Raw genomic sequence first — 14221 nt, 5'->3', positions numbered from 1 at the left:
CGGGAACCTCCTTCCTGAGCTTGCGAAGGGAGGAGAGCACTCCAAACGACCCACTACCTCCCCGAACTCGTCGACCTGAACGCCACTTTGGCCCTCGCCCGCGAAGGGCGCGTCATCGCCCGGGGCACTCAGGAGGCCCTCACCCGCGGCCTCCCCGGCGCACTCCGCGTCACCTTCGTCACCGGCCCCGACCACAGCGCCCCCCGGACCCCCGCCGCCGACCTCGTGGCCCTCCTCGCCACCGGCCGCACCCCTGTCACCGTCGACATCCGCCGCCCGAGCCTCGACGACCTCTACCGCTCCCTGGAAGCGACGGCCCGATGACCCGCCTCGTCGTCCTCGTCCGCCACAAGACCCTCCTGATGCTCCGCGAAACCGGCCCGCTCCTCAGCCGCCTGATCCTCCCCCTGGTCTTCCTCACCCTCCTCCGCCCCCTCTACGTCTCCGCGCAAGGCCCGCAGGCAGGCACCGAACAAGCCGTCATCAGCACCCTCGTCACCTTCTCCTTCCTCGCCCTCAGCCTCTCCGGCAGCGCCATCCTCACCGAACGCCTCGCCCGCACCTGGGACCGCCTGCGCAGCACCCCCCTGCACCCCGCCGAACTCCTGGCCGGTAAATCCCTCCCGGTCCTGGCCGCCCTCCTGACCCAACAAATCTTGATCATCGCCGCGGCCGTCTACTTCTTCGCCCTCCACATCCCCCACCCTCCTCCCGGCCGTCCTCCTCACCTGGAGCACCACCCTCCTGCCCCTCGGCGCCCTCCTAGGGCGTGTCTTCAAATGATCTTGAGTAGTGGATCATGGTCGGGTGATACGTCGTCATGAACTGACCGATGCCGAGTGGGAGTTCGTCCGGCCGCTGCTGCCTGGGTCCTTGCAGGGGCGGAAGCGGCTGGATGACCGCACCGTGCTCAACGGGATTGTGTGGAAGTTCCGCACCGGCACGGCCTGGCGGGATGTGCCCGAGCGGTACGGCCCGTGGGCCACGCTGCAAACGCGTTTCCGGCGCTGGGCGCTGGACGGCACCTTCGAGCGGATGCTCCGGGCCGCCCAGGCTCGCGCGGATGCGGCCGGGGACATCGACTGGCTGGTGTCGGTCGACTCCACCGTCGTGCGGGCCCACCAGCATGCCGCAGGGGCCCGAAAAGGGGGCTTCGCAGCCCCGCCCTCGGGCGATCCCGGGGCGGTCTGACCAGCAAGATCCACCTGGCCTGCGACTCCCTGGGGCGTCCGCTCGCCTTCACCGTCACGGGCGGCAACACCAACGACTGCACCCAGTTCACCGCCGTGATGGAAGCGATACGGGTGCCCCGCCCCGGCCCGGGCCGGCCCCGCACGCGGCCCGCCCATGTCCTCGGCGACAAGGGCTACTGCTCCAGGGCCATCCGGACCTGGCTCAGGCGGCGAGGCATCGGACACACCATCCCCGAACGGGCCGACCAGGTCCGCAACCGGCTCCGACGCGGCAGCTGCGGCGGGCGTCCGCCGGCGTTCGACAAGCAGCTCTACAAACGGCGCAACGTGGTGGAACGGTGCTTCAACCGAATGAAGCAGTGGCGCGGCATCGCGACCCGCTACGACAAGACCGCCGAGTCCTACCAAGCAGCCGTCACCCTCGCATCGCTCCTGATGTGGGCGTGACATTTGAAGACAACTCCTAGGCGTCTTGGCCCGCACCATGAGCGTACTGGTCTTCCCAGGGCCTCAAAGCCGCCCTCTCCGGCAACACCCACACAGTCCTCACTACCCGCACAGCCCTCCTCGCGATGACAGCGGCCTTCGGCGCCCTCGCCTCGGTCCGGCTCCGGGGCCGCAGCGGGCGGATGGTCGCCCTGTAGGGTCCCCCGCATGGGGGAAGAGATCGACTGGGCGGCACTGGAACACAACTACGGATCCGCCGAGGACGTACCGGACCTCCTGCGCCGATGCGCGGGACCGGACGGCGAGCAAGCGGCGGACGACCTGCTCAACCTGCTCTTCCACCAAGGCGGCTGGATCTGCCCGGCCGCCCCGGCAGCCCTCCCGTTCCTAGTACGCCTCGCGGCCGACCCGGACGTCTCCTGCCGCCTGACGATCCTCGAAGTAATCGGGTTGCTGGCCGCCGAGGCGGGCCGGGTCGCCGGACGCTTCCTGGCCCCTGCCTGGCCACCGGCCTGGGACCAGGCACTGCCCGACATCCTGGCCCTGCTCGCCGCCCCCGAACCGGAGATCCGCCGTGCCGCGGCCGACGTCATCGGCGCGTGCACCACCCCAGGAGCCGCCCTCCTCCCCGCCCTCCTGCACAGCCGCCAGACCGAGACCGACCTCGGGGCCGGCCTCGAACTCACCCTCGCCCTCGGCCGGGCGATCCGTCGCGCCCCGACCGGCGACCACCACGACGAAGCCGAAACCCTCCTACGGGAACAACTCGACGCGCCCCACCCTCAATTCCGCCTGGCGGCTCTGCACGCTCTGGCGCCCGGCACCCCGGACCTCGCCGCGAACCGCCTGCCCCAGGTACTGGAAGCCGTACGCGATCCCGGCGTGGAACTCTGGCGGCAGACCTCCTCGATCGCCATCGGTGCCCGGGGCGTCCAGAGCTGGACGGCCGACCTGTTCCCCGGCGCGTCCCCCGCCTACGCCCTGGGTCTTCTCGCCGACCACCCCGACGACGAGCAGCGCATCGGCGGCCTCGCCCAGACGGGCGACCTGCTCTCCCAGTGGCGCTCACCGACGGCCGCACTGCTCCCGGCGATCGCACGACGACTCGACGACCCCGTCACCGAAGTCCGCTACCGCGCCGTGGACCTGCTCGCCTGCCTCGGCCCGGCAGCCACGGGGTACGCCGACGACATCGCCGACCTCCTCGACGACACCGCCGCCCGCACCACCCGCACCGCGGAGACCGTCAGCGGCGCGGCCGTGTGGGCGCTGGCCCGCATGAACGACCCACGCTGCCTGCCGGCCCTGACCGAGTACATCACCGGCACGAGACGGGGCTTGACCTGGAGAGGCGGCATGCACTTCTCGGGTCTGCGCCACCAGCCCACTCTCCCCTCCCTCCAGGAAGTCCTCACACGACTCCCGGACCACGCCGACCACTTGCTGTCGGCGATCACCACCCGACTCGCGACGGCGGACGACCCACGCGGCCTGTGCGACGTACTCGCCTCCTGGGGCCCCGCCGCACACCCGGCCCTGCCCCACCTCCTCCCTCTCCTGGACGACGGCCACCGCTGGACCTCGGCGGCAACAGCCCTGGCGGCGATGGGAGAACACGCCCGCGAAGCAAGCGCGCGCCTGCTGTCGCGCACGCGCACCGGGGACGACCCCGAACTGGCGGCCTGGGCCTACTGGAAGACATCCGGAGACCCGACCCCCCTCCTGGAAACGGCGGAGAACCTCACGAACCCCACCCTCCGTAGGCTCGCCGACCTGGGCCCTCACGCAGCCCCCCTCGCAGACCGCTTCCGTCCCCTGGTCACCGCCACCGATACCTGGATCCAGGTGGAGGCCGCCCACGCCCTGTGGTCCGCGACGGGCGACACGGACAACACGGTCCCCGTACTCGCGGCAGTCGTACGGGACTTGCCGGACGGGACCTACTTCCCCGTCATGCTCGCCGCGGTACGCCACCTGACCCGCATGGGCCACACCCCGGACTTCCTCGACACCGTTCCCACGAACGACCACCGCCTTCACTACTTCTCCGGCTGGCGCTCCTTCACCGAGGACGAAGCGATCCGCGACGCGGTCACCGAACTCCTTGAGACAGGGCAACGCTGACCGTCCCATCCGCGGAAGCCCTGGGGTCGCTTTTCTGCATGTTTCACGTGAAACAACGTAAAGTGCGGCCTTCCGCACCATAAGGGCGCTACCGTGCGGGTCCGCCCCCACCCGCACACAGGACCCCTATGCGCTCCGTACGACGCCGAACCCTTCTCGCCGCGGCCCTGGCCACAGGTGCCCTGGCCGCCATCCCTCGCAAGGACCCCGCCCACACCGACATCCTCTTCATCGGCGCCCACCCCGACGACGAAGCCCAGAACCTCTCCACGTTCGGCCAATGGCGAGAACGTCATGGCCTCTCCACCGCCATCCTCACGGTCACCCGAGGAGAGGGCGGCGGAAACGCGACAGGCCCGGAGGAGGGCGCGGAGCTGGGCCTGCTCAGGGAGACCGAGGAGCGCACGGCAACCGCGTACGCGGGCATCGAGAACGTCTACTACCTCGACAAGCCCGACTTCTGGTACACGCTCTCGGCCCCCCTGACTGCCAGGATCTGGAACGAACAGGACACCCTCCAAGGCATCGTCCACCTGATCCGCCGAACCACTCCCCACACCGTCGTCACCATGGACCCCCGCCCCTTCGGCCAGCACGGCGCCCACCAGCTCTCCGCCCGCCTCGCCATCGAGGCGTTCTGGAAGGCGGCCGACCCGACGGCGTTCCCCACCCCGGACCTCGCCCCCTGGCAACCTCGCCGCCTCCTCACCCAGAACGCGAACTTCCAGCACCTCCTGGGCCCCGACACCCCCAGAACCCCGCGCACGGACCCCGCCACCGGCCTCCCCGTGATCGGCGTCTGGTCCGGCACCCCCTCCCGCGAACACGGCACGACCTGGGCCCAGGCCGAACGCCATGCCTCCCGCGCCTACCGCACCCAGGGCTGGACCACCCTGCCCCCCGAGGTCCCCTCCGACCCCGCCCACCTCGACTCGGACTGGTTCACGGTCCTGGCCGAGGATGCGAAGCCCATCGAGGCGCCGGTCCACCGGCAGCCCGAACTCCGCCCCCTGTACGCCGAGTTCCGCGACTGGACCCACCGCATCGGCCTGCCCTGGCTCGCGAACAACGCCCAACCCGCCTACCCGCGACGCCCGTCGACCACGATCCCTGCAGTCACCCACCCCCCGACCCTGAACGGCGGAGAGACCGAATACCCCGGCCCGGAACTCCGCCTCACCCACTGGCAGGGCGACACCACCACCGCGAACGACTGCTCCGCGACCGCGAAACTCGCCCGCCACGGCGACGACCTGTACGTCCTGATCCGCGTCCACGACGACCGCCCGGGCGCCGCCCTCGCGGAGAACGACGTCAAACGCCACTGGCGCACCGACTCCGTGGAGATCGCCATCGACCCCCGAGGCGACGCCGACGACACCTCGACGACCTTCAAGACCGGCATCGTCCCCCGCACCTCCCCGCACGGACACCCGTCAGCGGAACGGGACGCCGACAACCACCAGGGCCCGGCACCCCTCCGACTGGCCGCGCACACAACCCCCCACGGCTACACGATCGAGGCGAGGATCCCCCTCACCGACCTCCCCGCACCCCCCGACCCGGACCGCTTCGCCCTCAACATCCTCGTCTACGACTCCGACACGGCCGACCGCACCGGCCAGACCCGTCTGGCCTGGTCCCCGTACGGCAGCCCCCAGGCCGACCCGTACGTGTGGGGAACGGCCCGCCTCCCCGGCTACACCCCACCGCCGATGCCCCGGACACCCCCGCGCATCCCCACGGAGGCCGCCCGCAGCACCGACTCCCCGGCATCCCTGGCCCAGGCCCGACGGCTCGCCGAAAGAGGCTAGTTGGGCGCCCCCGGCGGCACCCGGGGCAGGGGATCGAGCCGCACGGAAGCGGGATCCGCCAGGAACGACGCCGTCAACTCGGCGGCGTCCCGCAGGCGTTCGTCCCCCTGCCCCCACTCCACGACCGACCGCCGCAGCACGGACCGCACCTCGGCCCGGACGGCCGCATGCAGCCCGTCCCCGGCAAGGACATGCAGGACGTGCTGAAGGACGGTCCAGTCGGCGGTGTCCTGCACGGCCGCCCCCGCGAACACGTCCACGGACACGGCGTCCGTACGCCCCCAGGTGGCCGACAGGACGGCACCGACGACCTCGGCCACCCCCGGCACCCCGGGATCGGCCGCATGCTGCCAGGCCACCCGATTCAGCCGCGCCGGGTCCAGCAGGGCTCCGGTCACGAGCGTCGCCGCGACGCGCACGGCGGTGAAGGGGTCGAAGACCCGCCCGGCGGCCGTGTCGTAGTACTGGCTGGTCCGCTCGTACCGGATCGCGGGCGGCGTCAGCGCACCCAACACGCTCTGCGGCACGGCGAGTTCCTCGGCCCGCAACAACCGCGCGAGCCGCCCCAACGCCTCCCGCTGCACCCCCGCCTCCACCGCATGGGTCCCCGCCCCGCGGTCGCCGGCCACCCCGTACGAGTACCGCACCCCGCCGACGAGCCGCGCGACGGCGGTCATCTCGTGCCGGTGCAGCAGATGCAGCAGCACGGCCCGCTCCTCCAGCTCCCCGGTCTGCCGGTCGGGCGGCAGCACACCCCGCGAGAACCCGGCGAGCGCGATCCGCCGGACCCGCAGGATGTGCTCCAGCGCGGGGAGGGCGTCCCCCGAGGTGACCCACGGAACCCCGTCGGCGTGCGCGGCACCGGGCTCGTGCCCGTCCTCGTCGGTGACGTACGCGAGATGCCGGAACTCCTCCCGCAGCCCGGCGAGCTGACCGTCCGTGAGGTCGCCGTACGCGTGCCGCACCAGGTAGTGGTCCCACGTCCCGAGACCGGTCGCGTAGGCGTCGCCCAGATCGAGGGTGCCGTCCGCGTTCACGCCGATACGGGCGTGCGGATAGTCCATCACCGACGGACGGAAGTGCGTCGTGCTCGCGTAGTTGTGCATGAAGCCGAGCGCGTGCCCGATCTCGTGCGCCGCGAGCTGCCGGATCCGCGCGAGCACCAACTCCTCGACGGCGGCGAGTCGTTCGGCCTCGTCGGGACGCCCGTACGGCGCGAGCAGCGCCTCGCCGAGCGCCCGCACCTGCTCCACCCGCTGCGACCCGAGCCGTACCCGCGCGTGCAGCACCTCCCCGGTCCGCGGGTCGGTGAGCCCCTGCCCGAGCGACCACCCGCGCCCGGCGCGGTGCACCCACACCACCCCGTTCACCCCGGGCTCGTACGGATCGAAGTCCGCGCCCCCGACCTCCACCCGGTACGCCTCCGGCAGCCCGATCCCCGCGAACCCCTCCCGCCACCAGTTCCCGCCCTCGACGACCGCCGACCGCAGCGGCTCCGGCACGGCGGGATCCACCTGGAACACGACCGGCGCTGCCCCCTCGCCCACCCGGAACCGGGGCTGCACCTTCACCTGCCGTCCGCCGAGCCCGTGATCGACGTAGCCGACGCCGTACCCGCCGGACGCCGGGTGATAGCTCCGCGCGGGCAGCGGCGAGGCGGGCAGCGGCACGAGGTTGAGCTGCTGGACGACGCTCAGGGCCCGCGGATCGGCGGCCACCGCCCGCACCGCCGCACCCCGGCCCGGCCCCCGGAACGTCAGCAGCGCCGGCAGCCGCACCCCGCCCGGCGACCCGGAGGGGGCCAGGACGACGCTGGTCGGCGCGTCGAGGACGTACTCGCCCTGCTCCCGCTCGGCGAGATGCTCGGCGACCCGGTCGTGGTCGTACAGCGCGAGCCCCGTGACATCCACGACGACGAGCCCGCCCTCCTCCCGCAGCACCGGCCCGCTCCACACGACGGACACCGCGAACGACTCCGCCCCGGCCCGCACGGCGGCGGCATCCCCCGTACTGAGGAAATGCTTGTTGCGTACGGCGAACAGGACCCGGTCCCCGACCCGCCGGAACTCCACGAGCCGCGCCTTGCCCGCCCGCCCCCGGTCGAGCCACAGCTCACTGGAGCCGAGCCCCTGCGACAGGGACACGGTCAGCAGGAACGGCTCGTCGAACCGGCGGATGCCCAGCAGCACACGCCCCTCGGGGTCGGGGACGAGATCGAGGAAGCCGGACATGGAGGAAACCCTTCTGCGAAGAAACGCCCGGCGGTGGAAAGCACCGGGCGCCATAACACGTGCACCTGAAAGACGCCCAGCGCCGTACGGCCCCGCTCACCCGCCGAGCGCGGCCAGCGCCCGGCGCGTGACCTCCGGCGGCGCCGCCGCGATGACCCGCTCCAACGCCCCCAAAGACGCCTGGAGTTCGGCGATCGACCCCGCGATCCGCTCCCGCTCCCGGTGCAGATCGGCCACCAGATCCGAACACGTCGGCACCAGCCCGCCGGGCGTGTCCCGCAGACACGGCAGGATCGCCCCGATCGTCGAGGTGCTGAGCCCGGCGGCGAGCAGGGAGCGGATCCGGCGGACGGTGTCGACGTCGTCGTCCGTGTACTCCCGGTACCCGCTGGGACGGCGCGCGGGACACAGCAGCCCCTGCTCCTCGTAGTACCGCAGCAGCCGCTCGTGGACCCCGGTCCTGCGGGACAACTCCCCGATACGCACCGGCGTTCCCCCTCCGCTTGACTCTCACACCGATGTCAGAGTCTAGCGTCGGGGCCGAGCCACACCGACCCCACCCCGAGGAGTACGCACCATGCGCGCAGTACGGATCGACCGCCACGGCGGCCCCGAAGTCCTCACCGTCCGCGAGGTCCCCGACCCGGTCCCGGCCCCCGGCGAGGTCCTGGTCCGCACGGCCGCGAGCAGCCTCAACCCGGTCGACTGGAAGACCCGGGCCCTCGACATCGGCCCCGCCCTCCCCGCCACCCTCGGCTGGGACCTCGCCGGCACGGTCGTCACCGCCGACGGCACCCCCTTCGGTCCGGGGGACGAGGTCATCGCCCTGTCCGCCCAGATCGCCACCGCGCGCGGCACCTGGTCCGAACTCGTCGCCCTCCCCGCCCACCTGATCACCCACGCCCCCACCAGCATCCCCCTCACCGACGCCGCCGCCCTCCCGCTCGCCGGGGTCACCGCACTCCAGGCCCTCGACAAGACGGCCCTCACCCCCGGCGCCCGCCTCCTGGTCATCGGCGCGACCGGAGCCGTCGGCGGCCTCGCCGTCCAGCTCGCACGCCTGGCCGGCGCCGAGGTCGACGCCCTGGTCTCCCGCCCCGCCCACCACGCCGAGGCCCACGCACTCGGCGCCGTACACGTCACCCACACCCTCGACGGTCTGCCGGCCACCCCCTACGACGCGGTCCTCGACACCGCGGGGGTCGACGCGGGGCACCTCCTCGCCGACGGCGGCCGCTACATCTCGATCGCCGACGAACCCCTGCCCGACGTCCCCGGCGCCGCCAAGAGCTACGTCCAGGAGAACGCCGCCCACCTCGCCCACCTCGCCGCCCTGATCGACAAGGGCGACCTGCGGCTGCGCATCGCCGCCCGCCATCCCCTCGACCAGGTCCGCGCGGCGCACGAGCGGTTCGAGGCCGGGGGAGTGCTGGGCAAGGTCCTGCTCACCTTCTGAGCCGGCCGGTGCCCGGGGGTGACTTATTCCGCCGCGTGCTGGAGGCCCGCCCGGTCCTCCAGCACCCGCAGATACCCCTCCAACTCCGCCGCCCCCGCCAGCAACGCCCGCCCCCGCACCCCCAGCCGCCCCCGCCACTCCCGCAGCAGCTCCCCGAGCGGCTCCACCCCGCCCGCCGCCCGCACCTGCTCCATCACCGGCGCGATCCGCTCCAACAGATAACCCCCGCGCCGCAGTTGATGCACCAGCCGCGCATCCCGCACCGCGCCCGCGTCGTACACCCGGTACCCGGTCACCGCGTCCCGCACCGGCAGCACGAGCCCGGCCCGCTCCCACTTGCGCAACGTCGCCGCCCGCACCCCGAGCCGCCCGGCCAGGACCCCGATGAACACCCCGCCGGACTCGGCGACCGGCGTGAGGTCCCCGAGCGCCCCCTCCACGGCCTCCAGCGTGGACCGGTCCTCCAGCAACTGCGCATGACTCCCGTCGACGAGCCGCAGCGCCTCGTCGACCGCGCCCGAGTTCACGGCCCGCATGATCGCCGTGGCCGTCCGATGCCCGTGCCCCGGCACCAGCGCGAGAAACGCCCCCAGCGCCCGCGCGTGCGTGGCCGTATAGATCCGGTACCCGTGAACCGTCCGCCCGGCGGCCGGCAGGATCCCCTCCTCCTCGTAGTTGCGGACCGCCTGCGTGGACAGCCCGTGCGCCCGCGCCAGATCGACCGGCCGCAGCTGCCCACCCGTTTGAAGGTCCCGTCCCATATCCCCGCCTGTATCTCGCAGAAGTCTCCACTGAAAGTTCAAAGATACCGTTGAAGGCATGGTCACCGACATCGAGGACGCCGCCCGTCCCGTCGAGGCGCGAGCCCTCATGAACCTCCTCCCCACCCGCCCCAGAGTCCTCGCCCTCGGCGAACCCACCCACGGCGAGGACACCCTCCTCGACCTGCGCAACGACGTCTTCCGTCAGCTCGTCGAGGCAGAGGGCTACCGCACGATCGCGATCGAGAGCGACTGCCTCAAGGCCCTCCTGGTCGACGACCACATCACGACCGGCGCCGGCACCCTCGACGACGTCCTGGCGCACGGCTTCAGCCACGGCTGGGGCGCCGCCCGCGCCAACCGCGACCTCGTCCGGTGGATGCGCGCCCGCAACGCGACCCGCCCCGCCCCCGAACACGTCCGCTTCGCCGGCATCGACGGCCCCTTCGAGATCACCCACGCGCAGAGCCCCCGCGAACCGCTCACCGCCCTCCACGCCCACCTCGCCCTGGAAACCGACGACCTCGACCACCTCCTCGGCCCCGACGACCGATGGACCGACCAGGCCGCGATGCCGGACCCGGGCGCATCGACAGGCCGTTCACCCGAAGCCCGGCAACTGCGCCTGCTCGCCGACGAGATGACCGCCCTCCTCCACCACCGGCCCCACTGCGAGCGCGCCCACCTGTACGCCCGCACCGCCACCGCCCTCCTGCGCTACCACCACTGGATGGCCGACCCCACCCCCGCCCGCATGACCCGCCTGTGCGCCGAGCGCGACGCGACGATGGCCCACAACCTCCTCGCCCTCGCCGACCGGGGCCCGGTCCTCGTCCACGCCCACAACTCCCACCTCCAGCGCGCGAAGAGCTCGATGGACACCTGGCACGGCAGGGCCGAGTGGTGGAGCGCGGGCGCCCTCACCGCCGCCCGCCTCGGCGACGCCTACGCCTTCGCGGCGACCGCCCTCGGCACCCTCCACCACCAGGGCGTCGGCACCCCGCCCCCGGACACCCTGGAAGGCATCCTGTACGACGTCCCCCACGACCAGTACGTCATCGCGCCCGCCCACGTCACCGGCACCCGCACCCGCCGAGTCTCCCCGTGGTTCGGCTACGCCCCCCCTGGACCCGGCCCACCTGCCGGACATCGACGCCCTCGTGTACGTCAAGGACGTCCCTCGAACTCCCCGCTGAAACAAGGCGGTCGCGGTACGTACTGTGGTCGGGCGCCCCCACCCGCCCGACCAGCAGGAGCCGCAGCAGTGAACGTCGAGATCCCCCCGTCCGTCATCGAGAGCGCCGCCCGGCACGGCGCCGGCGTCCCCTACGCCCTCAAAGCCGTCGCCGGCCGCCTGGCGGACGACCCGGACCTCGGCACCCCCTCGGACCTCCCCGGCATCCTCACCGTCCACCTCGACGACGGCATGATCGAGGACTGCCCCGCCCTCGCCATCGGCTACCTCCGCGAACCCGACCGCATAGAGATCCGCCACGTCACCCCGGCCACACCCCCCGCCGAACCCCCCACCCCCGCACCGCACCCCGCGACCCCGCCCACCGACCCCGCCGCCGACGCCCTCACCGCCCGCCAGATCGCCGACGCCTGGCACCGCATCACCACCTGGCTCCGGCACAACGCCCCCGACTCGTACGCCGCCCTGCGCCCCGGCGCCGTCCTCGACACGGACCTCGGCACCCGCGTCCCCGTCGAACTCCAGACCCTGTGGCTGCTCACCGCGGGCGACGACGCGGGCTGCCTCCCGCACAACATGGCCCTGATGCCCCTGGACGCAGTGGTCACCCACCACCGGCGACGGATGCAGACCCAGGCCCAGGAGGACGCCCACAACACCGGCCGCGCCGAGGACGACCGCGTCACCGTGTGGAAGCCGACCTGGATCCCCGTCGTCTCCCACGGCCCGCACGACACCACGTCCGGCATGTACCTGGACACGGAGACGGGCTTCCTGCGCAGCTGGTCCCTCTACAACGACGTGTACGACGAGGAACTCGACACCCTGGTCACGTACTTGGAGGAAACCGCCGACATGCTGGAGAACCCCGCCCTCGCCACCCGCGACCGCCCCGGCCTGATCGGCGGCACCCTGTTCTGGCGCAGCGGCCTGATCCCCGGCCAGGAGAACGCCTGGCGCCCCCTCTAGGCCACAACCTGACCTAGACGCGAACTACCTTCTCCGGCACGGCCACAGAAACCCGACCGAAGGAGCCCCCATGCTGCGCGGCGTCACCACCGTCCGCTTCCACACCCCCGACCTCGACGCCGCCAAGCGCTGGTACACCGAACTCCTCGGCACAGCCCCCTACTTCGACCGCCCGGGGTACGCCGAGTACCGCTTCGGTGACCACCAGCACGAACTGGGCCTCCTGGACACCCGGTTCACGTCGACCCTCGGCGCCCACACCGGCACCCCGGCCGCCGGCGCCGTCACGTACTGGCACGTCGACGACCCCGCCGCCGCCCTCACCCGCCTCCTCGCCCTCGGCGCCACCCTCCACGAACCCCTCCGCGAGTTCGGCGACGGCTTCACCGGCGCCTCGGTCGTCGACCCCTTCGGCAACGTCCTCGGCATCATGCACAACCGCCACTACCTGGACGTCCTCACCTCACGCCGGCAGCCGTAGCATCACGTCGACCGGCAGCGAGGGATTGGCAGCCGCCGCCTCCACCACATCCGGATCCTCATGCCCGAGCAGCCCCACGACGACGTCCACGGGCAGAGCGGGATGCGCGGCGGCGACCCGCCGCGCCCGCACCTCCCCGAGACACGCCATCAGCGCCGTCGGCGTCGCATCGCCGCGCGCCGCCACCACCCGCAGCACCTTCGCCACCGGGGTCGCCCGGAGCGCCAGCTCCTCCAGCAGCCCCCACGGCACATCGGGATTGACCGCCACCCGCGCGGCGACCCGCACCCCGTGCCGCTCGACCATCCCCCTCAACTGCCCCTCGGACAACCCCGGATGCGGAGCGACGGCCTTCACCACCTTCGCGTCCGGATCGACGGCCAACGCGTCCCGCACCACGGCCGGCAGATCCGTCCGGTGAGCCACCAGCACCCGCACCGACGCGTCCGCCGACGCCGCCAGCTCCACCACCTCGGCAGGACTCGCGGCGGCGATCCTCGGCAGCAGCTCCTTGCCCACCTTGGCGATCCCGGCGAGCGGGACGAGCACGTCGAGCGGCACAGCCGGGTTGTGCGCGAGATCCCGCCGCACCGAGACATCGGCGTCCCCGGCCAGCACCCGGGCCACCGCCTCCCCGATCGCCGGATTCAGCGCGACCGCGCCGCGCACACCCGCGTACGCGTCCCCCGCGAGCCGCGCGTACACCTCCTGCGGCATGTCGCCCCGCTCGGCCATCCGCCACCGGACCGACAAGTCCGGATGACCGGCGAACCCGACCACAGCGTCGGCGGGCGTACTCGGATTGCCGACGACCGAGTGCAGGATCTGCCGGAGGGACGACTGGTGGGTCCCGTCGCAAGCGGCCCCGGGCGACAGCTCGCAGTCGGGCCGTGGACAGTCGGCGGGATGGACGTACGGCGTCTCCTCCCGCTCGCAGACCTCGCACCACCGCAACGCCGGCAACCCCACCCCCGTGACCAGCATCGTCAGCTCCTCCACCGGCGTCCGCGGATTCCGCGCCACCGCGATCCGCACATCGGCGTGGGGATGCCGGGCGAGCCCGGCCGCCACCTCCGCTGATGCCTCCCACGCCAGCTCGGCGACGACGCACACATCGGCGTCCCCGGCGAGCCGCGCGGCTTCCTCCTCCGGCACCTCCGAAGCGCGCGACATCCGTTTCCGGTGCCGCCAGAAGGGCTCATCGGCAAATTTCCGCGCCCACCGCGCCGAGTCCCGCGCGGCCAGGATGTCCGCCTGAGCCCGGCTCAGATCGTCCCGCTCGGCGAGGATCTCGGCGAGGTCGTCGTCCCGCGCCCGCTCGATCAACCGTTCCAGCAGCTCGCCCGGCAACGCGGGATTCGCCGCGAGCCCCCGCATCACAGCATCGTCGTCCACGGAACGCATCGTGCCCCACTCCCACCTGCGGATCACCCGGTTTTTCCCCGCCCGGACCGCCTCGGTGACGCCCCGTCAGAGCCCCGAGCCCCCGAAGAGACCGCGATCACAAAGACACCGAGGGAAAGGTCACAGCCGTGCCCTCTGCTGCGGCT

At 72.6% G+C, this 14221-nt stretch carries 12 protein-coding genes and 1 pseudogene; 9 read left to right on the top strand and 4 right to left on the bottom strand.

Annotated elements, in window-relative coordinates:
• Positions 1 to 87: 87 nt before the first annotated feature.
• From ACLZOT_RS07200 to ACLZOT_RS07180, 5 genes are all read left to right on the top strand, one after another.
• Positions 88 to 324 (top strand): hypothetical protein, encoded by a 237-nt coding sequence (locus tag ACLZOT_RS07200; protein ID WP_416967903.1) that lies wholly within the window; start codon positions 88 to 90, stop codon positions 322 to 324.
• Entirely contained in the window at positions 321 to 824 is a 504-nt protein-coding gene (locus ACLZOT_RS07195; protein ID WP_416967902.1) for an ABC transporter permease, read from the top strand. The genes ACLZOT_RS07200 and ACLZOT_RS07195 overlap by 4 nt, the downstream gene beginning before the upstream one ends.
• Positions 811 to 1640 (top strand): IS5 family transposase gene (locus ACLZOT_RS07190; RefSeq protein ID WP_416968310.1). Its coding sequence is split into 2 segments (ribosomal slippage): positions 811 to 1147 and positions 1147 to 1640, totalling 831 coding nucleotides; the frame shifts between segments, so codons are not numbered across the junction. The genes ACLZOT_RS07195 and ACLZOT_RS07190 overlap by 14 nt, the downstream gene beginning before the upstream one ends.
• A 207-nt stretch (positions 1641 to 1847) precedes the next feature.
• Positions 1848 to 3764 (top strand): hypothetical protein, encoded by a 1917-nt coding sequence (locus ACLZOT_RS07185; protein ID WP_416967901.1) that lies wholly within the window; start codon positions 1848 to 1850, stop codon positions 3762 to 3764.
• A 128-nt stretch (positions 3765 to 3892) separates the two neighbouring features.
• Positions 3893 to 5578 carry a sugar-binding protein gene (locus ACLZOT_RS07180; RefSeq protein WP_416967900.1) on the top strand — a complete coding sequence of 562 codons (1686 nt, stop codon included), beginning with the start codon at positions 3893 to 3895 and terminating at the stop codon, positions 5576 to 5578.
• Here ACLZOT_RS07180 and ACLZOT_RS07175 read toward each other — a convergent pair.
• Positions 5575 to 7809, bottom strand: a complete 2235-nt coding sequence (locus ACLZOT_RS07175; RefSeq protein WP_416967899.1) for a zinc-dependent metalloprotease — start codon at positions 7807 to 7809, stop codon at positions 5575 to 5577. The genes ACLZOT_RS07180 and ACLZOT_RS07175 overlap by 4 nt on opposite strands.
• Positions 7810 to 7905: 96 nt before the next feature.
• Positions 7906 to 8295: a MerR family transcriptional regulator gene (locus ACLZOT_RS07170; protein ID WP_416967898.1), complete on the bottom strand. Its 390-nt coding sequence runs from the start codon at positions 8293 to 8295 to the stop codon at positions 7906 to 7908.
• Between the two features lie 91 nt (positions 8296 to 8386).
• Here ACLZOT_RS07170 and ACLZOT_RS07165 point away from each other — a divergent pair, with 91 nt between their 5' ends.
• Positions 8387 to 9265 (top strand): NADP-dependent oxidoreductase, encoded by an 879-nt coding sequence (locus ACLZOT_RS07165; protein WP_416967897.1) that lies wholly within the window; start codon positions 8387 to 8389, stop codon positions 9263 to 9265.
• Positions 9266 to 9288: 23 nt separating this feature from the next.
• Here ACLZOT_RS07165 and ACLZOT_RS07160 read toward each other — a convergent pair whose 3' ends face one another.
• The gene (locus tag ACLZOT_RS07160; protein ID WP_416967896.1) at positions 9289 to 10026 is read right to left on the bottom strand and encodes a TioE family transcriptional regulator; all 738 of its coding nucleotides are present in this window, start codon (positions 10024 to 10026) and stop codon (positions 9289 to 9291) included.
• 58 nt (positions 10027 to 10084) lie between these two features.
• On the opposite strand from ACLZOT_RS07160, the pseudogene ACLZOT_RS07155 reads away from it, so the two are divergent.
• From ACLZOT_RS07155 to ACLZOT_RS07145, 3 genes and pseudogenes are all read left to right on the top strand, one after another.
• A pseudogene (locus tag ACLZOT_RS07155) lies at positions 10085 to 11222 on the top strand (erythromycin esterase family protein).
• A 68-nt stretch (positions 11223 to 11290) separates the two neighbouring features.
• Entirely contained in the window at positions 11291 to 12190 is a 900-nt protein-coding gene (locus ACLZOT_RS07150) for a hypothetical protein (RefSeq protein ID WP_416967895.1), read from the top strand.
• A 70-nt stretch (positions 12191 to 12260) separates the two neighbouring features.
• A complete protein-coding gene (locus ACLZOT_RS07145; RefSeq protein ID WP_416967894.1) occupies positions 12261 to 12671 on the top strand; it encodes a VOC family protein in 411 nt (136 codons plus the stop codon).
• On the opposite strand, the gene ACLZOT_RS07140 is transcribed toward ACLZOT_RS07145, so the two are convergent.
• Complete coding sequence (locus tag ACLZOT_RS07140; RefSeq protein WP_416967893.1) at positions 12654 to 14075, bottom strand: hypothetical protein; 1422 nt, start codon at positions 14073 to 14075, stop codon at positions 12654 to 12656. The genes ACLZOT_RS07145 and ACLZOT_RS07140 overlap by 18 nt on opposite strands.
• Between the last annotated feature and the right edge of the window lie 146 nt (positions 14076 to 14221).

This window comes from Streptomyces sp. 4F14 (assembly GCF_048159485.1).
In the GTDB taxonomy this organism is placed as follows: domain Bacteria; phylum Actinomycetota; class Actinomycetes; order Streptomycetales; family Streptomycetaceae; genus Streptomyces.
The sequence above is the reverse complement of the archived record's forward strand: the minus strand, read 5'-3'. Positions and strand labels throughout refer to the sequence as shown.